Below are 18,116 nucleotides of genomic sequence, written 5' to 3' on the forward strand. Positions count from 1 at the left end.
CGCAGTCAGGCGACGGCGGTGGTGTGGCTTGTTTTACCGGGGGCTGTGTTGCCGGGGGCTGTGTTGCCCGGGGCGCCCGCAGGGGTGACGGCCGGGGCGACGGTCCGCGCGATCTCGGTGAAATCCGCGCCCGGTCCGAGGGCGGCCAGCGCGTCCTGCCATTGGCCGGCGACGGCGGCCAGCAGCGCCGGGTTTTCGCCGATCCGCGCGGCGACGTCGACCGCGAGGGCCGCGTCGCGTGCCATGAGCCCCAGGGAAAAACCGGAATCGTGCGTACCGGAGAGCACCCAGTTGGGGTACATGTTCGCGGAGACTTTGCTGCCGCCGGAGGCTTCGCTGATGCTTGCTGCCGCCTTGGCCGGATCGATGCCGTAGGCCTTGGCGACTCCCAGGGCCTCCCCGACCGAGACAAGGTTGGCCGCGGCCAGGACGTTGTTGAGGAGCTTGACGACGTTGCCGCTGCCGGGTCCGCCGATGTGGTTGTACTTGCCGCCGGTGAGTGCCAGCAGGACGGGTTCGGCGGCGGCAAGGGCCGCATCGGTTGCCCCGACGAAGGCGCTCAGCGTTCCGGTTGCCGCGCCGTCGCGGCCGCCCGAGACCGGGGCATCGACGAACGCCGCGCCCTGCGCTTCGGCGAGTTCGGCCATCTGCTTGCTCGTTGCCGGTTCGGAGGTGGTGGTGTCGATGATCGCGACAGTTCCCGGTGACGCCAGGAGTTGTGGAACGGTGGACTCGACGACGCTGGCCGCGGGCAGCGAGAGCACCGCGTAGGGCGTGCCGGCGAGATCTCCGACGCTGGCGGTGGTGGCGATGCCGGCCTCGGACGCGGCGGTCCGTGCGGCTTCGGAGGGGTCGAAGCCGGTGACCTCCCAGCCGGCGTTGTGAAGCGCGGCTGCCATCGCTCCGCCCATGGAGCCGAGGCCGATGACGGCGATCCGGCGTTCTGTGCTGGTGTTCATGAATGTGCTCCTGGAAGAAGGCAGGGGTGTGGGCTGCAGGTCAGTCGAGGTAGATGTCGAGGTCTTTCCACAGCTGCTGGGTGCGGCGGATGGCTGCACGGCTGCGCTCGGGGTGCGCGGCCTCCATGCCCGCGAGCAGGCCGTAGACCAGAGAGTTTGCGGCGGTGACGGACTGGAAGAAGGAGATGCCCTCCGATGCCACCACCAGGAGGTGGTCGGCGACGGCCGCCAGACGGCCGCGGCGCATGTCGCTGATGGCGACGACCTTGGCGCCCGCCTGTTTCGCGGCTTCGGCGGTGACGATGATCTGCCGCATCGAGCGCCACATGTTGATGACCACCAGGACATCACCGGGCCCCAAGGCGTTGGCGCTGGAAGCGAGGTGGACCGCGCCGCGGTTCTCGAGGGTGATGGGGTATCCCATGGTCGAGCCCAGATGGGCCATCACGCTGGCGGGACCGGCGAACGATCCTAGCCCCAGAACGATGATGGATTTGGCCGCCGCCATGGTGGCGATGGCCGCTTCGGCGTCGTCGGCCGTATTGGAGTCCAGGGTCAGGCGCAGGTTCTCGATGTCGTGGTTGAGCGCGTCATGCAGGGGACTGCGGTGTTCCCCGTGCTCGGTCAGGGTGTCCTCGGTGGAGATCATCACCAGGTAGCGGGACCGCAGTTCCCGCTGAAGGTCCGGCCAGCCCCGGTAGCCCAGGTGCTGGGCCGCCCGGACCACTGTCGAATTGTTGACGTCGGCTCGCTGGGCGATCTCCGCGATGTCCGCGTACGAGGAAAGCTGCGGGTTGCGCGCAATCACGTCCACCACGCGGCTCTGGGCCTTGGACAGCGGAACGTCCGGAAGCGCGTCGCCGAGCCACGCATGGGAGGTGGGGCCCGCGCCGGTTCCGGGGCTGGCTTCCAGGCCGGCGGTGTTGGGGTTCAAGTCAGACCTCTTTCTCTGGACAGGATCTGTGGCGGGCGCGGGATCTGTGGCCCAGATCGCTCTGCAAGATTGATTGCATCCAATGTACTCTGCAATTTCGTTTGCGGAAAGTGGTTTTTGGTTTCCGGCGTGAAATCCGCTCCGGTCCTGCATTGCAGCGGTGGCTGGAGCGGTGGACCATGAGGGTATGAGCACCGAAACGCCGGGCGCCGGCGAGCTGAACCTGCCGCAGGCGTTCCTTCTTCTGGCAACGAATGACAAGGACGGCGAGCCGGAGGTGCCGCAGAGCGTGCTCAGGGCGGCCCTGTCCGGCGCAATCCTGGCCGAGCTGGACCTGCTGGGCGCAATCCAGCTGCAGGGAAAATACGTCAGGGCCACCGGAGCCCCTCCGCAATCTGACTTGCGGCACCAGTGGGAGCTGATCCACGACAAATCCCGGCCGCACGGCCCGCGGCGGTGGGTCGCCATGCTGGAAAGCCGCGCCGTACTGCACAGCGTCTATGAGGGCATGGCGGCTCTCGGCGTCGTGACCCATGTGGGCGAAAAGCATCTTGGCGTCTTCAGGACCACGCGCTACCCGGAGAAGGACCATGCTCCGGAGGCGGCACTTCTGGCGAGGATCGAAAGCATACTCAACGGATCGCCGTCGGACGCCAGGACCGCCGCGCTGATTGGCCTGCTGCACGCGGCGGGGCTTATGGACAAGCTTTTCCCGGGGGCCGGTCCCGCCCGGCTCAGGGAATTGGCCGGTGACCACTGGCCTTCCCGTGCGGTGCGGGATGAGCTTCGCATGATCCGGCTCGCCGAGGCGGAGGCCGCCACGTAGCCAAAACCCTTGCAGGAAACCCGGCCTGCTGATTTACTGCCAGCACGGTTCCCTAAGCAAACGGGTCCGAGTGCATAGCGCGCTGCCATTGGGGGAGCACCTGTCGGAGAGGTTATGGCTGGGGAACATCGCGACGATTTAGTGATGCAGTCGCTGCTGCTGGACGAGATCGGCCAATCGGTCATCGGCATGGACGGCGACTGGCGCATCACGTATTGGAACCGCGCGTCGGAGCGGCTGTACGGGCTGGGCTCGGACAGGGTTCTGGGGCTGAAGATCACGGACCTGGGCATCATCGGCGGCGCTGAGATCCGTGGCGGCGGCGCAACCGACCGCGAAATCGCCAACAGGGTGGCCCGCGGCGGGGACTGGGCGGGCGAACTGTGGGCCCGCCACAGCACGGGCCGGGAGTTTCCGGTGCACGCGACAGTCAGCCGGATCAGGGGCCGGCACACCGTCCCCGTGGCGGTCGTGGCGATTTCAAAGGACATCACGGACCGCAAGCACACCGAGGCGATCCTGCGCAGGCTCTCGGCCATGGTCGAATCCTCCGGCGATGCCATCATCGGCGCTGACCTCACCGGGAAGATCACCAGCTGGAATGCGGGGGCGGCGCGGATGCTCGGCTGGAGCTCCTGGGAGGCTGTGGGACAGAGCCACGGGCTGGTGACCGCCGACGACGGAGCCTACTTCGGCGCGGAGGTCACCTCCCGTTCGGGGAGCGGGGCGTTCGTCACCGGTGTGGAGGCCCGGTGGCGCTGCAAGGACGGGTCGGTGATCGACGTCGAACTGACCGTTTCCCCCGTCTACGACCAGGACGGCATCCGGGTGGGGGCATCGGCCATTGCCAGGGACATCACGGAGATCCAGAGGTTGAAGGCCGCGGCCGATGCCGAACGTGAGCGGCTGCTGGCCGCCCAGGAGATGGCCCACGTTGGAAGCGTCGAGCACACCGTTGCCACCGGGGAGACGTGGCATTCGGAGGAATTCGACCGGATCCTGGGAATGTCCGCCAGCGACCGGAAAGACCGGGTAGCCATCCTGGCGCGGACGCACCCCGATGACCGGGACCGTGTCCGCGAAGTGTGGGAGAGCCTGGATCACGGGCTCGGCTTCGCCGATTTCGAATACCGGATCATCCGGCCCACCGGGGAACAGCGGTGGCTGCACTCGCGGATCCGCAGCATGAACAGCGCGGACGGCAAGCCGATCCGGTTCCTGGACACCGTCCTGGACATCACCGACCGGAAGAACGCTGAACAGATCCTGGAATGGCAGGCGCGCCATGACGCCCTGACCGGCCTGCCGAACCGGTACATGGTCACCGAGGTACTGCAGGGTTTCCTGGACCGGGCCGCCCGGCCGGTGGTGATGTTCGTCGACGTCGACCGGTTCAAACTGATCAACGACGGCATCGGCCACAGCGCCGGCGACACCATTCTGGTGCTGCTGGGTGAGCGGCTGAAGGCCGCCGTCCGGGACGGTGACACGGTGGGCCGGTTCGGCGGCGACGAATTCGTGGTGATCTGCCAGAACCTGCAGATGGGCGGGGCCCAGACCCTGGCCGAAAGGATCCGGGATGCGACCCGGCAGCCGTTCGACGTGGATGGCCGGCAGATTTACCTCAACGTCAGCGTGGGCATCGCATTGGCGGAGGAGGAGGACACCGCAGAATCGATGCTGCAGGGGGCTGACGCCGCCATGTACCGGGCCAAATCCGCCGGCGGGGATTCGTCGGCGATTTACGACGTGCACATGGCCGGACGGGCCACCGGGCGCCTGGACCTGGAGTCCGATCTCCGGCTTGCCCTGGAACGGAATGAGCTGTCTTTGAACTACCAGCCGGTCATCGACGTTTCCACCGAGGGCGCCGTCGGCTTTGAGGCACTGCTGCGCTGGCACCACCACGAGCACGGCCCGATCATGCCCGATGCCTTTATTCCGATTGCCGAGGAGACGGGCCTGATCCTGCCGATCGGCACATGGGTGCTCCGCGAGGCGCTGCGCCAGGTGCAGCAGTGGCGCTCGCAGGTCCCGGGGGCGGAGAACTTCACGGCGGCAGTGAACATTTCCGGCCGCCAGCTCGTGGCCGGCGACTTTCCCGACGTTGTGGAGGCGGCCATCCGCGACACCGGCATCGACGCAGCGGCCGTCCACCTGGAAATCACCGAAACCGTGCTCATGGACCAGCCGGACCTGCCCAAGGAGACGCTGCAGCGGCTGGCCCGCCTGGGGGTAGGGCTGTCCATCGACGACTTCGGCACCGGCTACTCCTCGCTCAGCTACCTCAAGTGGCTCTCGGCCCGGACCCTCAAGATCGACCGCACCTTTGTGGAGGAGCTGGGGACCGATCCGCACGGGGCCACGATCATCGAACTGGTCCTTGGCATGGCCGAGAGCCTGCGGCTTGACGTCGTGGCCGAAGGCGTGGAGACCGCCGTCCAGCTGGGCGAACTCCGCCGGTTGGGTGTGCGCCTCGCCCAGGGGTACCTGTGGAGCAAGCCGCTGCCGGCCGAACGGATCCCGGCCTGGCTGCAGTCCCACCCGGGCAAACTCCCTGCCGCGATTTCCGCGCCGATTGCCGCAGGCATGTCAGCCGGTATCCCAGCAGGGGAGCCCCTGCCGCAGGTGGGCTAGCTGCCGGGAGTTTTTGTACAGATATTGGCCCCAAAACACCCCTCAAGTCGCGACAAGTGGACAAAAACTCGCCTGCGGGACCGGGTGTAGATTTGCAGCATGCAGGCCCGCAAACGCAAGCGCCGCTGGGTGATCGCCGCCGCTGTGGGTGCCGCCGTGCTGGCGCTGGGACTCGCGTTGTTCAAACCGTGGCTGTTGTTTGTCGACGTGCGGGTGGATGAGCAGCTGCCCACAGTCGCGGCCTCCGCGGCGCCAACGCCGCCCGCCCCCTCCGCCACCCCGCCTGCCTCGAAGCCGCCCTCCTTGAAGCCGCCCGCCGGTCCGGTTCAACTGGCCGTGGGCTCCCTCATCAGCCACGAGCACGCCACCACAGGAACCGTCAGAATCATCCGGCAGCCTGACGGGAAACGCGTTCTGACTCTGGAGAACCTGGACACTTCCAACGGCCCGGATGTGCATGTCTGGCTCAGTGCCGCGGACGTGGTGGAGGGAACGGCCGGGTGGTTCACGGCCGGTTCCGCGGAACACCATGACCTCGGGGTGATCAAGGGGAACCAGGGCAACCAGGTGTATGCGATCCCCGAGGACGTTGACTTGGCCCGGTACAGGTCTGTGGACCTGTGGTGCGTCCAGTTCAGTGTTTCCTTCGGAGCGGCCCAGTTCGCCCGGTGAGAGTGGAGTTTTTGTACAGATAATGGGCGCTAAACACCCCGGAAGTCGCGACAAGTGGACAAAAACTCCAACCGGTCTCTTGAAGTAGCACGGTGCTAGCGGGAGACCGGCTCCTTCGCTTCCAGGAGCGCGAGTTCGTGGCGGCGGGGAAAACCTTCCCAGTCCCCGGGGACCTGGCAGGCGAAGGCGCCGGTGGCGGCGGCCGTGCGGAGGCGTTCAGCGGGGCTGCGGCCTTCCATGAGTTCGGCCAGGTATCCGGCCACGAAGGCGTCGCCGGCGCCGACCGTGTCCACCACTGAAACGGGAACGGCGGCCTGCCGGAACAACGTGCCGTCAACCAGGGCTAGGGCACCGTCGGCACCAAGTTTGATCACGGCCTGGCCCGGACCCAGGTCGGCGATTCTCCGGGCCAGGTCCTCGGGTTCACCCGGGCCGACGGCGATCGCTGCCTCGTCCTCGCCGGCGAACACGATGTCGGCCAACGGGATGATGCCGCGGTAGACGCTGCCGGCACCCTCGGCGGACCAGAGGTTGCCGCGGAAGTTCAGGTCGAAGGACACGCGAACGCCAGCAGCCCTGGCCACACCGATGGCATGCCGAAGCGTGGCCTCCGCCTGGGGTGACAGGGCGGGCGTGATGCCGCTGACGTGCAGTAGCCCGGCTCCGGAGATGAGTTCGTCGTCGATGTCGGCCGGTGCAATCCGGGACCCGGCGCTTCCGGCGCGGTAGTAGCTGACGCGCTGTGCGTCAGGAGTGCGGCGTTCCTTGATCATCAGCCCGGTGGGGGCGGAAGGGTCGACGGCGATGCGGACGTCCACGCCTTCGGCCCGGATCTCGCGCTCCACGAGCTGGCCCAGGGAGTCCGCCCCGATCCGACCGCACCATACAGCCTGCACGCCGAGGCGGCGGAGACCGATGGCAACGTTGGACTCGGAACCGCCGATGCCCAGGCTCATGGTGGAGGCGTGCGCGAGCGGGCCGACCTGGTCGGCGCGCATCAGCGCCATGGTCTCGCCGAACGTGAGGACGTACGGTGCCGGGTTCACCTGGTTGCCCGCGCTCACTTGGCCGCCCCCGGCTGCTCGGCCGTCTGGTCGATCAGCTCGCGCACACGCCGTGCCCGGGCCGTGAGGTCCCGCAGGTCGCCGCCCTTGAAGGCGTCACCGAGGAGCGGCCCGCCGAGGCTGACGGCAAGCGCGCCGGCCCTGATCCAGGCCGGCACGTCCTCGATGTTGACGCCGCCGGACGGGATCACTTCGATGTCCGGGAACGGGCCGCGCAGCTGTGAAACGTAGCCGGCACCGACCGTGGAGGCCGGAAAGATCTTGACCGCGGTGGCGCCCAGTTTCCAGCCGGTGTGCAGTTCCGTGGGCGTCAGGCCGCCGGGGTAGACCGGAACGCCGCGGCCGATGCACGCCTCAATGACGCCCGGATGCATGACCGGTGTGACGATGTAGGCCGCGCCCAGGTCGAGGGCCGTCTCGGCTTCCGCTGCGTCGGTGACCGTCCCGACGCCGATCTCGAGGGAGTCACCGAACCGCTCGCGGAGGAGGGGTAGCTCTTCCCAGACGCCGGGCGTGCTGAGGGTGAGCTCGATGCTGAGCACGCCGCCGCGCTGCAGGGCCTCGATGACCGGCGCGTAGTCCGAGGCATGCCCGGCCCGGAGGACAGCCACGGCACGGGTCTCGCGGAGGACTGCGGAGGGTGCCGGCCGGGACGCCGTGCCGGGGTTTTCGAGGCGGAGCATGGGATTCCTTTGCGGTGGAAGTGCTGTAAAGCGGAACTGACAGTGCACGACGGCGGCGCGTGCCGCCGTCGTGCACTGTCCTTGGTTGCCTGAAGGGGTGCGTTACTTGGCGGTGCGGGCGGCGGCCAGTTCAGCCGCCACTGTAGGGGTGGCGACCACGCCGCCGGTACGGCGGGCGTCCTCGGGGTCGGTCAGGTCGCGGTTGACGGTCTCCGGCGAGAGCCGCGTGGCGACGAAGCTGACGAGCATGGTGAGCGACATGTAGATGGCCACCGGGATCCAGGAGTTGCTGAAGAGGCCCAGCAGTCCGGCGCAGACCATCGGCGCGATGCCGCCGCCGATGATGGAGGAGAACTCGCGGCCCAGGGTGACGCCGGCGTAGCGGTAGCGGCTGCCGAAGATCTCCGGGAAGTAGCTCATGTGCACACCCACCACGCCCTGGCAGGCCAGCATGAAGCCAACGATGATCACCAGCACGATGGCCACGGGGGAGCCGGTGGTCAGGAGCATGAAGGCCGGTGCCGGGAAGAGGATCAGCGCCCCGGTGATGAGCGAGACGACCCGCCGGCGGCCGATCTTGTCGGACAGGATGCCGAAGGACACGGCCGCGACGCCGCCGCAGAGCGCACCGATGAGCAGCACCGGCGGGATGAACTTGGGGTCCGTGCCGACGACGGTGATCAGGTACGAGGCCATGAAGACCTGGATGGTGTAGGACTGGGTGCTGACGCCGAAGTTCATGAGGATGACACGCAGGACGTTGGCCTTGCCATGCTTGGCGACCTCCTTGAGCGGTGCGGGCGGTTCGGTGCGGGCCTGCTTGATCTCTTCGAACACGGGGGATTCGTCGAGCTTGCGGCGGATGATGAGGGCGGCGATGGTGACGAAGATGCTGGAGAGGAAGACCAGCCGCCAGCCCCAGGTGAGCATGTCGTTCGGAGCCAGGGACTGGGCGGCGATCCACACCAGTGCCCCGAGGGCGGTGCCGGCAGCCGCGCCGACCATGATCAGCGAGGCCAGCTTGCCGCGGGTGCCAGGGGCAGCCGATTCGGTGAGCAGCGTTGCGCCGCCGGACTGTTCGGCGCCGGCGCCGAAGCCCTGGGCCGCGCGGCACACGCACAGCAGGACCGGGGCGAACAGGCCGATCTGGTCGAAGGTGGGAAGCAGGCCGATGGCCAGCGTAGCGCCGCCCATCAGGAGCAGGGTGACCACGAGGATCCATTTGCGGCCGAGGCGGTCGCCGAAGTGGGAGAAGAAGATGCCGCCGAGGGGACGGAACAGGAAGCCGACGGCGAAGGTGGTGAAGCTGGCGATCAGCGCAGCTGCGGGGGAGACGTTGGGGAAGAACAGTTTGCTGAAGACGAGCGCCGAGGCGGTGCCGTAGATGACGAAGTCATACAGTTCCAGGGTGGTGCCGATGAGGCCGGCGACGGCGGCCTTCCGGACTTTGCTCTGATCGACTTCCCCCGGGGGGAGGTGTGCTGCTGTGGTCATTTCCAAACTCCTTTGAATGGATGTCCTGCGGTTTCGACAAGCTCAACCAGCGGACCCTGACGGGCCTGCATTTTGGTCAATAGGTGATGAGTACTTTGAGGTTGGTGGGGTCGGTCACCGGGGCGGTGAGGGCGGCCGCGGCGTCTTCGAGCGGGAACGTGCTGGTGATGATGGACGGCAGGTCCACGACGCCGGAGGAGGCGAGGTCGATCGCCGTCCGGAAGGCGTCGGCGTAGCGGAAGGCGGTGACGAGGTCGATTTCGTAGCGCTGAAGGAACCCCAGCGGGATGCCGTCCACCGTGGGTTTGGCCTGGCCAACGACGGTGGCGCGGGTTGCCGGTGCGAGGGTCTGGATGCCGTCCGCGAGGGCCCGGGTGTTGCCGGAGCATTCGATCAGCCGGTCCACGCCCGCCAGGTCCAGGGCCGTGGTTGCGGTGTTGATGGTGCGGGTGGCGCCGAACTTCGCTGCGACAGCGAGGCGGGCGTCGTTCACGTCCGTCACCACGATCTCGGCGGCGCCTTGGGCTGCCGTGACCTGGGCGACCAGCAGGCCGATGGGCCCGGCGCCGGTGATCAGGACGCGGTGCCCCTTCCGGACCTGCGCCCGTTCCACGGCCCAGACGGCGACGGCGAGCGGTTCGATCGCTGCCCCGATTTCGGCCGGGATGGTGTCCGGCAGCAGGTGGACGGCGGCTTCGGGCACCACCACGTGGCGGGCGAACAGCCCGTCGGTGGGCGGGGAACCGAAGCAGGTTCCGGCGGGGCAGAGGTTATAGCCCCCGGAGCGGCAGGTGGGGCATTCCCGGCAGGGCAGGGCCGGTTCGATGACGACGGCGGTGCCCGCGGCGACGGTGGCCTGCGGTCCGGCGGCGACGACGACGCCGGCGCCTTCGTGGCCCAGGACGGTGGGCTGGCGCAGCACGTTGGTGCCGTTGCGGCCGTCGGCGAAGTAGTGCATGTCCGAGCCGCAGATCCCACCGGAGCGCATTTCGACCAGCAGGTCCTGCGGGCCGAGGGCGGGCAGCGGCCTGTGTTCGATGCGCAGGTCGCGGGCGCCGTGCAGCACGGCGGCCCGGGTGCCGGTGGGAAGCCCGGCTGTGTTGATTGACGGTATGGCTTGGGTGGTCATGGCGTGCTCCGAACGGTTTGGAGGGACGGGGCTGGAGTGAGGGACGCGGCAGTGCTGGCTTCGGCAATGGCGGCCAGCGGTCCTGCCGAGTGGATGATGTCGATGAACTCGCCGGTGCGGGCGGTGAATTCGTCGCGTTCGGCCAGTTCCTCGCCGAGGAGGTGGTGGTCGCCGAGGACCTTGCGGGCGAGGTCCTGGCCTGAGCGGGATTCGGCCGCCAGCCCGGCGAGTAGTCCGCGTGCGGGGTCCTCCATGGCGTGGGCCTGGGGTCCGGGATCGAACCCGGGCAGCGGGGCGATGCAGGCGAGATACGCGGCGGCGGTGAGGGCCAGCAGCTGCGGCATCCGGCCGTCTTCGAGCATCTGCAGTGCCGGCAGCGGGATCCGCTGGCGGAGTTTGACGGACCCGTCGGAGCCCACCTGGCTGGTGCGGTGGCCCAGTGCCGTGTTGCGCCAGCGGGAGAAGAGCTGTTCCTCGTAGGCGTCCACGTCCACCCCGGCCGGGACAGAGACGCTGGGCAGGTACTCGTTGCGCAGGACGGAGCGGGCGGCGAGTTCGATGGCCGGGTGGGAGACGGACTCGGGGATGGTGGCGGCGCCGGTGAGGGCTCCGAGGTAGGCGATGAGGGAGTGCGTGCCGTTGAGCATGCGGACCTTCAGCTGCTCGTAGCCGGCAACCTCGTCGGAGAACACCGCGCCGCCGTCTTCCCACGTGGGGCGTCCGGCGATGAAGTTGTCCTCGATGATCCACATGGTGAACGGTTCGGCCGGGACCGGGATCCGGTCGCTGTAGCCTCGCTGGGATGAGACCAGGCTGCGGTAGTGGTCGGTGGTGGCCGGCACGATCCGGTCCACCATGGAGGACGGGAAGCTGGTGCGGGTGTCGATGAAGGCCAGGGCCTCGGCGGCTTCGGTGGGCGGGAGCAGCGCGGCGAATTCGCGGACCAGCCGCTGCGTGTGGTGGCCGTTGTCGGCCAGGTTGTCGCAGCTGAGGATGGTGACGGGTTCGGCGTGGGTCCGGGACCGGTGCTGCAGGCCGCGGACGATCTGCCCGATCGGGGTCTGGGGTGAGCCGGGGTGGGCGAGGTCGTGCCGGATGGCCGGGTCCTGCAGGTTCAGGGCGCCGGTGGCGGGGGTGTAGTTGTAGCCGTTTTCGGTGACTGTCAGCGACACGATGCGGGTGCCGGCATCCCCGATGGCCCTGACCACCCGGTCCGGGCTGGCGGCGGCCGTGAAGGCATCCGTGTGGACCCGGGGAACGGAGAACGTCGAGCCTTCGGGTGAAATTTCCACCACGGTATACAGCATGTCCTGGGCGCGCAGGGCGTCCGGGATGGCGGCGGAGCGGCTGGCGACGCCGATGATGCCCCAGTCGCCGCCGTGGGCGGTGACGGCGGCGTCGGTGTAGACGGCCTGGTGGGCGCGGTGGAAGTTGCCGAGGCCCAGGTGCACGATCCCTGCGGCCGGTGCTGCCGGTCGCCGCAGGATCCCGGGGATGGCGGCGGACAGCGGGGAAGCGGAAGTCATGGTCACCAGTCCTTCATGGAGCCGTCGAGCTCGCGGGCGATGGGCAGGTAGGCCTGCTTGTAGGGGAAGCGGGCGGCGGCGTCCTCGTCCACGTGCACGCCGAGGCCCGGCTCGTCGCCGGGGTGGAGGTAGCCGTCCTCGAAGCGGAAGCTGGACTGGAACACCTCGGACACCAGGGGGTCGTAGCCCATGTATTCCTGGATGGCGAAGTTGGACGTGGCCAGGCCCAGGTGGAGCGAAGCCGAGAGGTTGATCGGCGAGACGTCGGAGGGCCCGTGTGGCGCGCCCTTGATCTGGTAAACCTCCGCCAGGGCCAGGATCTTGCGGACGTGGGAGATGCCTCCGGCATGCACGACGGCGGTACGGATGAAGTCGATGAGCCGTTCGGTGATGAGCTGCTCGCAGTCCCAGACGGTGTTGAAGACCTCACCGATGGCCAGCGGAACGGTGGTCTGCTGGCGCAGCGTGCGCAGCAGCCGCTGGTTTTCCGCCGGCGTGACATCCTCGAGCCAGAACAGGTCCACGTCCTCAAGGGACCGGGCCAGCCGGGCAGCCTCGGTGGGGTTGAGCCGGTGGTGGACGTCGTGCAGAAGCTTGAGCTCCGGGCCCACGTGCTCGCGGACCGCGGCCAGGACCTTCGGGGCGTGGCGCAGGTAGGCGGAGGTGTCCCAGTCCTCTTCGACGGGTCCGGCGCCGCGTCCGGCCGGCTCGTAGCTTGCCGCTCCGCGGGTGACGCCGTAGACCTTGTCCAGGCCCGGCACCCCGGACTGGGCGCGGACGGCGCGGAAGCCCTGTTCGCGGCGGCGGTCCACGGAGTCGAGGAGCTCGGGCAGGTCCCAGCCCGTGGCGTGCGTGTAGGTGAGGATCTTGTCCCGGGCGGCGCCGCCAAGTAGCTGGTAGACGGGGACGTCCAGGGCCTTGCCCTTGATGTCCCACAGGGCCAGGTCGATGGCGCCGATCGCGGCCATGGTCACCGGCCCGCGGCGCCAGTAGGCGCCACGGTAGAAGTACTGCCAGGTGTCTTCGATCCGGTCCGCGTCCCTGCCCAGCAGGGCGGGGGCGAGGTGGTCGCGGAGGTAGCTGACGACGGAGAGTTCGCGGCCGTTGAGGGTGGCGTCGCCCCAGCCGATCAGCCCATCGTCGGTGGTGACCTTCAGGGTGACGAAGTTGCGGCTGGGACTGGTGACGAGGACGTCGACGTCGACGATTTTTCGGGTCATCGGGAAATCACTACATTCTTGAGGGGCTGGTTCGCGGACAGGCGGATGATGTTTTCGGCGATCTCACGGGCGCGGCCGCGGAAGGTTTCGGCGGTGACGCCGGAGGAATGCGGGGTCATGATGACGTTGTCGAGCCGGCCGAACGGCAGGGCAGAGGGTTCGCCGCGGCCGTCGGTCCCCGGGTACTGGTACCAGACGTCGATGGCGGCGCCCGCGATCCGGCGGTCCTTCAGGGCCTCGTAAAGTGCCGCTTCATCGACGACGGGGCCGCGGGCGACGTTGACGATCTGCCCGTCGGGGCCGAGGTTGTCCAGTTCCGCCGAACCGATCAGGGAGGCGGTTCCGGCGTCGAGCGGGATGCTGACCACCAGCACGTCGGATTCGCTGAGGGCCTCGCCCAGGCGGTCCGTGGTGCCGGTCCAGCGCAGGGAGTGTTCTTCGGCGTTGACGGAGCCGCTGCGGGTAATGGCGATGCCTTCGGCGCCGAAGGCCTGCAGCAGTTTCCAGGCGGCGCTGCCGATGTGGCCGAAGCCGAGGAAGGTCACCACTGCGCCGCGCAGCGTTTCCGGCTGGCGGATCTCGGGGGAGTAGACCGAGGAGGACCAGACGCCGGTGCGCAGGGCTGCATCCTGGCCCAGCAGGTTGCGGCGCAGCGCCACGAGCACGGTGGCAATGTGCTCGGCGATGGAGCCCTCATGGTGGAAGGTGTTGGCGCAGACGGCCCCGGCGGGCAGGGCGTCCGCGTCGATGCCGTCGTAGCCGGCACCCGCGACGTGCACGAGGCGAAGGTTCCGTGCCTCGGCGCCCATGGCCGCGGTGAATTTGGGGCCAACGAAGACGTCGGCGTCCTTGAGGTCGGTCAGGACGGAGTGTTCGTTCCAGCTGTCGTGCCAGGACGTGACGGTGCCTTCCGGCAGCGCCGCCTCGAAGGTGGCACGCTGGGGCATCAGGTTGGAGTCTGCAATGACGATTCTCATGGTTACTTTCCCTGGAGGGTGTGGTCTGCGTTGCGTGCGGCGAAGGTGGAGCCGCGCACGATGAGCTGCGAGTTCAGGTGGACCGCCTCGGTGGCGGTGGGCTTGCCGGCAATCTGTTCGAGGAGGAGCTCGAGGGCGAGGGAGCCGCTGCGGCTGATGGGAACGCGGACGGACGTGAGCCCGGGTTCGGCGGCCGCGGCGATGTCGAGGTCGTCGATGCCCACCACGCTGATGTCCTCGGGGCAGTGGTAGCCGAGCGTCCGGGCGCCGGCGAGCATGCCGATGGCGACGAGGTCGTTGTAGGCGATGACGGCGGTGGCGCCGCTGGCGACCACCGAAGCGGCGGCGGCCAGGCCGCCGTCGACCGTGGCGTTCTGGTTGCCCACGGTGACCAGTTCGATGCCCCACTCGTCGCAGAGACGGGTGATGGCCGCGAGCCGCTGGCCGTTGGCCCAGGAGGAGGCCGGGCCGGGGATGTAGGCGAGCTTGCGGTGGCCGAGGGCATGCAGGTGCTCGACGGCCTGCCGGATCCCTTCGCCGGCTTCCATCAGCACACGGGCCGCGTGGTCTGCCTCGCCGTTGATCACCACGAGCGGCGCGTTGCCGGCCAGGTTGTGGATCTGCTCCGACGGAAGCCGCGGCGAGCAGAGGATGATGCCGTCCACCCCGGTGGCGAAGGACGCCAGGTGGTCGCGTTCGCGGGTGGAGGATTCGGCGGTGTCGGCCAGCACCATCCGGTGCCGGCCGTGCCAGGCCCGGTCCTGGATGGCCTTGATGAGGGCGGCGAACACTGCGTTGGAGATGTCCGGGACCACGACGCCGAAGGTCCGGCTGCCGCTGAGTCCCGGGACGTCGTAGCCAAGCTGGGTGGCAGCGTCCATGACCTTTTGCCGGGTTTCGGCGGCGAGCCTGCCGGGGTCGCCGAACGCCCGTGACGCGGTGGCGAGTGAGACGCCCGCGAGCTTTGCGACGTCCGTGAGTTTGGCCGGCATCGGTCCTCCAGTTGCTTCGTTGAAACCCTTCCCTCCAAGTATGGAAAAACTTGTACAAGCTTGTCAATGGTTTTCCATGAGTTGCGTCACAGGGGTGAGTGGATGGGCCTGCGGTTTGCCGGGGACGGCGCTAACGCAAGAAGGACGACGGCGGGTGGTCCCGCCGTCGTCCTTCGTTTGCCTGGAGTTTTTGTACAGATAATGGGCGCTAAACGCCCCGGAAGTCGCGACAAGTGGACAAAAACTCCAAGGTGCGCGGCCTAGAGGTTTGCGGCGAGGTGCTCTCCGACTGCGAAGGCCCGGGTGATGGCCGAGCCGAGGGTTGCGCCGCCGCCGGGGTAGTTGTTGCGGAAAACTCCCGCGGAGACGTTGCCCGCTGCGTAGAGTCCCGGGATGGGCTGCCGGTGCCGGTCCAGGACCCGGCCGTTGAAGTCGGTGTCCAGGCCGCCGGAGGTTCCCAGCACGCCGGCGGAAATCCGGACGGCGTAGAACGGAGCCGTCGCGAGCGGGGCCAGGCACGGGTTGGGGGTGTTGGCGGCGTCGCCGAGGAAGCGGTCCTGCGCCGTGGCGCCCCGGTGGAACTCCGTGTCCACCCCCTCCGAGGCGTCGGCGTTGAACCGGGCCACCGCGGCGGCCAGCCCGGCCGGATCGATCCCCACCTTGCCGGCCAGCTCCTCCAGCGAATCCGCGGCCGTCATCCAAACGGCCGGAGAACCCGCGGCCGAGCCGGCCACCGGGTACTTCGCCAGATACGCAGCGTCGAACACGAGCCACGCCGGGTTGTTCTGCTGGCGGCCGGTCAGCGGGTCAACGGACGCGAACACGCGGCAGGCGTCGTGGTAGTTCAGCGCCTCATTCACGAAGCGCTTCCCGGCCGCATTCACGGTGATCGAGCCGGGGAGGGTCATCTCCACATTGCCCATCCGGCCGGACCGAACGCCGTCGTATTCGTGCGCGGCCTCGGAAATTACCGGCACTCCCCAGATGGCGGTCATGTCGGCCACCGCGGCGCCGGCCTTCAGCCCCAGCTCCAGGCCGTCGCCCTCGTTGGACGGCGCGCTGATGGGCGTCACCGGAAACGGCAGGAACGCCTGGCGGAGCCGCGGGTTCCACTCGAAACCGCCGGAAGCGAGCACGACGGCGGCCGCTGAGATAGTTTTGCCGGCTGCTGCGCCGCCGAGGGTCACCGTCCACTTGTCACCATCGCGGCCCAGCTCCTCGACCGGCGCGGAGACTGCGATCTCCACGCCGCGGTCCAGCGCACTCGCCAGCAGCGACCCCACCAGGGCGCCGCCCATGGTCCGCACGCCCGTGGCGGCCCGCCGGGCCAGCAGCTCCGGATCCGCGGCCCGGCCGTTGAGCTGGTCGCGCTCCGTCATGGTCAGGAGCGGAAAATACGACGACGGCCGGATCGCCTCAGCGAGGCCCGGGTACCCCGACGGGTCGAAGGCACCGTTGTCCAGGCCGCGTCCGCCGTCGGCCGCGCCGGACCACTCCATGTGGTAGTCCGGGCGGGCTATCGGCGTCAGCGAAAGCCGGGTTTCGGCGTCGAGATACGCGACGGCGCGTGGAACAGTGCTGACGTACCACTCCACCTCCTCGCGGCTCAGCACATGCCCGGCGGCCTCGGCGAGGTACGCGACGCCGTCCCCGTGGCTGTCCCGGTAACCGGCCTGCCGGGCCAGGTGGTTGTTCGGTGCCCACATCACACCGCCCCCGGCCGCCGTGGTGCCGCCGAGCAGCGGTGCCTTCTCGGCCACCAGCACCCTCAGCCCGGCGTCGGCCGCCCGGATCGCGGCGACCAGGCCGGCAGCACCGCTGCCCGCGACCACCACGTCGTAGGTGCCCGAGATGTTCCCGGCGGGGGTGAGCAGCGGGCTTGGCGCCGTGCTGCCCACGGCTTCGATCCCGCTCACGCCCGCACTCCCGTGAGCGCGTCGGTTCCCGCCGGGTGGGCGGACTGCGAGGCCGGCATGGCCACCACGATCTTGCCCACCGGTTCGGTGCGGCTGCGCATCAGTTCGAAGGCCTGCTGCAGGTCCCCGAAGCCGAAGCGGTGCGTCACCAGCGCGCGGGCCTGGTCCCGGTGCCGGGCCAGCAGCTCCAGCCCGGCCGGGATGAGATTCAGGCTGTTCCGGCTGCCCAGCAGGTCGATCTCCTTGAACGGGACGGCATTCATGGGGACGGACGCGGTCCGCGCCGAAATCCCCACCTGCACGATCCGTCCGGCGCTCGCCACCAGGCGGACGGCGGTCTCCAGCGAGGACGGAACGCCGGTGGCCTCAATGACCAGCTCCGGCCCGGACGAGTCCGTCAGCGCATCAAGCCGGACGGCCTGGTCCGCGCCAGGGAAGTCCGCACGGGGATCCACCAGCAGCGTCTCGACGGCCCCGAACACGGAGGCCAGCGCCAGCCGGTCCGGCTCGGTGTCGGCGCAAACGACGTTCACGCCCAGATCCGTCAGGTACAGCGTGGCGAGCAGACCGATCGGACCGCTGCCCAGCACCAGGGCCGTTTCCCCTGACACAGGCCGGCCCCGGTTCACCGCCTGCATGGCGATCGACGCGGGCTCGGCCATTGCTGCGAGATCCAGTTCCAGGCCGCCCGGCACGGGGCACAGCTTCTCCACCGGAACGCTGAGCAGTTCCACCAGCGCGCCGTCCGAATAGCAGCCGATGCAGCCGATGTTCTCGCAGACGTTGAACCGGCCCAGGCGGCACGGCCGGCACTGTCCGCAGTAAACCATCGGGCTGACGGCAACGCGGTCACCGGTGCGGATGCCGGCGTCGTTGTTTCCGACGGCTTCGACGACGCCGGCGAACTCATGGCCCTGGATGACGGGCAGCCCGGCCGGATAGTCGTCCTCCCAGATGTGCAGGTCGGTGCCGCACAGGGTGACGTTGTGGACGCGGACCAGGGCATGGCCGGGCTCGAGGACCGGCTCCGGAACTTCCTCGTACCGGATGGTCTCCCTGGCGACGGTGCGCGCGATCAGCATGGCGC

15 protein-coding genes are annotated in these 18,116 nt (G+C 68.8%); 3 read left to right on the forward strand and 12 right to left on the reverse strand.

Annotated elements, in window-relative coordinates; genetic code table 11:
• Positions 1-5: 5 nt before the first annotated feature.
• Together AC57BR_RS18305 and AC57BR_RS18310 are read right to left on the reverse strand one after the other, a co-directional pair.
• On the reverse strand, positions 6-959 hold the full coding sequence (locus tag AC57BR_RS18305; RefSeq protein WP_496363111.1) for an NAD(P)-dependent oxidoreductase: 954 nt from the start codon (positions 957-959) through the stop codon (positions 6-8).
• A 40-nt stretch (positions 960-999) separates the two neighbouring features.
• Positions 1,000-1,893, reverse strand: a complete 894-nt coding sequence (locus AC57BR_RS18310) for a MurR/RpiR family transcriptional regulator (RefSeq protein WP_496363113.1) — start codon at positions 1,891-1,893, stop codon at positions 1,000-1,002.
• Positions 1,894-2,080: 187 nt separating this feature from the next.
• Between AC57BR_RS18310 and AC57BR_RS18315 the strand changes: the two genes are divergently transcribed.
• From AC57BR_RS18315 to AC57BR_RS18325, 3 genes are all read left to right on the forward strand, one after another.
• Positions 2,081-2,719, forward strand: coding sequence for a GOLPH3/VPS74 family protein (locus AC57BR_RS18315; RefSeq protein WP_496363115.1), 639 nt, complete (start codon positions 2,081-2,083; stop codon positions 2,717-2,719).
• Positions 2,720-2,863: 144 nt separating this feature from the next.
• A complete protein-coding gene (locus AC57BR_RS18320) occupies positions 2,864-5,356 on the forward strand; it encodes a sensor domain-containing protein (protein WP_496363117.1) in 2,493 nt (830 codons plus the stop codon).
• Between the two features lie 99 nt (positions 5,357-5,455).
• Positions 5,456-6,028, forward strand: coding sequence for a DM13 domain-containing protein (locus tag AC57BR_RS18325; protein ID WP_496363119.1), 573 nt, complete (start codon positions 5,456-5,458; stop codon positions 6,026-6,028).
• A 95-nt stretch (positions 6,029-6,123) separates the two neighbouring features.
• Here the strand turns inward: AC57BR_RS18325 and AC57BR_RS18330 are convergent, their stop codons facing one another.
• The 10 genes from AC57BR_RS18330 to AC57BR_RS18375 all read right to left on the reverse strand — a co-directional run bounded on the left by AC57BR_RS18330 (position 6,124) and on the right by AC57BR_RS18375 (position 18,111).
• Positions 6,124-7,092, reverse strand: coding sequence for a sugar kinase (locus AC57BR_RS18330; RefSeq protein ID WP_496363121.1), 969 nt, complete (start codon positions 7,090-7,092; stop codon positions 6,124-6,126).
• Positions 7,089-7,775, reverse strand: a complete 687-nt coding sequence (locus AC57BR_RS18335; RefSeq protein WP_496363123.1) for a bifunctional 4-hydroxy-2-oxoglutarate aldolase/2-dehydro-3-deoxy-phosphogluconate aldolase — start codon at positions 7,773-7,775, stop codon at positions 7,089-7,091. The genes AC57BR_RS18330 and AC57BR_RS18335 overlap by 4 nt, the downstream gene beginning before the upstream one ends.
• Before the next feature lie 102 nt (positions 7,776-7,877).
• Positions 7,878-9,269: an MFS transporter gene (locus AC57BR_RS18340; RefSeq protein ID WP_496363125.1), complete on the reverse strand. Its 1,392-nt coding sequence runs from the start codon at positions 9,267-9,269 to the stop codon at positions 7,878-7,880.
• 76 nt (positions 9,270-9,345) lie between these two features.
• A complete protein-coding gene (locus AC57BR_RS18345) occupies positions 9,346-10,398 on the reverse strand; it encodes an NAD(P)-dependent alcohol dehydrogenase (RefSeq protein WP_496363127.1) in 1,053 nt (350 codons plus the stop codon).
• Complete coding sequence (locus tag AC57BR_RS18350) at positions 10,395-11,924, reverse strand: mannitol dehydrogenase family protein (protein ID WP_496363129.1); 1,530 nt, start codon at positions 11,922-11,924, stop codon at positions 10,395-10,397. The genes AC57BR_RS18345 and AC57BR_RS18350 overlap by 4 nt, the downstream gene beginning before the upstream one ends.
• Before the next feature lie 2 nt (positions 11,925-11,926).
• Positions 11,927-13,144 carry a D-mannonate dehydratase ManD gene (gene manD, locus AC57BR_RS18355; protein ID WP_496363131.1) on the reverse strand — a complete coding sequence of 406 codons (1,218 nt, stop codon included), beginning with the start codon at positions 13,142-13,144 and terminating at the stop codon, positions 11,927-11,929.
• On the reverse strand, positions 13,141-14,121 hold the full coding sequence (locus AC57BR_RS18360) for a 2-hydroxyacid dehydrogenase (protein ID WP_496363133.1): 981 nt from the start codon (positions 14,119-14,121) through the stop codon (positions 13,141-13,143). The genes manD and AC57BR_RS18360 overlap by 4 nt, the downstream gene beginning before the upstream one ends.
• 2 nt (positions 14,122-14,123) lie before the next feature.
• Positions 14,124-15,113, reverse strand: coding sequence for a LacI family DNA-binding transcriptional regulator (locus AC57BR_RS18365; RefSeq protein WP_496363135.1), 990 nt, complete (start codon positions 15,111-15,113; stop codon positions 14,124-14,126).
• Positions 15,114-15,373: 260 nt separating this feature from the next.
• Positions 15,374-17,029 (reverse strand): FAD-dependent oxidoreductase, encoded by a 1,656-nt coding sequence (locus tag AC57BR_RS18370; protein WP_496363137.1) that lies wholly within the window; start codon positions 17,027-17,029, stop codon positions 15,374-15,376.
• Positions 17,026-18,111: an alcohol dehydrogenase catalytic domain-containing protein gene (locus tag AC57BR_RS18375; RefSeq protein WP_496363139.1), complete on the reverse strand. Its 1,086-nt coding sequence runs from the start codon at positions 18,109-18,111 to the stop codon at positions 17,026-17,028. Before AC57BR_RS18375 ends, AC57BR_RS18370 begins: the two co-directional genes overlap by 4 nt.
• Between the last annotated feature and the right edge of the window lie 5 nt (positions 18,112-18,116).

The organism is Arthrobacter sp. BGA-UO-ETr-C19 (genome assembly GCF_059568005.1).

Coding starts and splice junctions, on each gene's coding strand:
- AC57BR_RS18340 (WP_496363125.1), bottom strand. CDS start 9,269: ATGACCACAGCAGCACACCTCCCCCCGGGGGAAGTCGATCAGAGCAAA.
- AC57BR_RS18345 (WP_496363127.1), bottom strand. CDS start 10,398: ATGACCACCCAAGCCATACCGTCAATCAACACAGCCGGGCTTCCCACC.
- AC57BR_RS18365 (WP_496363135.1), bottom strand. CDS start 15,113: ATGCCGGCCAAACTCACGGACGTCGCAAAGCTCGCGGGCGTCTCACTC.
- AC57BR_RS18325 (WP_496363119.1), top strand. CDS start 5,456: ATGCAGGCCCGCAAACGCAAGCGCCGCTGGGTGATCGCCGCCGCTGTG.
- AC57BR_RS18315 (WP_496363115.1), top strand. CDS start 2,081: ATGAGCACCGAAACGCCGGGCGCCGGCGAGCTGAACCTGCCGCAGGCG.
- AC57BR_RS18335 (WP_496363123.1), bottom strand. CDS start 7,775: ATGCTCCGCCTCGAAAACCCCGGCACGGCGTCCCGGCCGGCACCCTCC.
- AC57BR_RS18305 (WP_496363111.1), bottom strand. CDS start 959: ATGAACACCAGCACAGAACGCCGGATCGCCGTCATCGGCCTCGGCTCC.
- AC57BR_RS18350 (WP_496363129.1), bottom strand. CDS start 11,924: ATGACTTCCGCTTCCCCGCTGTCCGCCGCCATCCCCGGGATCCTGCGG.
- AC57BR_RS18375 (WP_496363139.1), bottom strand. CDS start 18,111: ATGCTGATCGCGCGCACCGTCGCCAGGGAGACCATCCGGTACGAGGAA.
- manD (WP_496363131.1), bottom strand. CDS start 13,144: ATGACCCGAAAAATCGTCGACGTCGACGTCCTCGTCACCAGTCCCAGC.
- AC57BR_RS18320 (WP_496363117.1), top strand. CDS start 2,864: ATGCAGTCGCTGCTGCTGGACGAGATCGGCCAATCGGTCATCGGCATG.
- AC57BR_RS18360 (WP_496363133.1), bottom strand. CDS start 14,121: ATGAGAATCGTCATTGCAGACTCCAACCTGATGCCCCAGCGTGCCACC.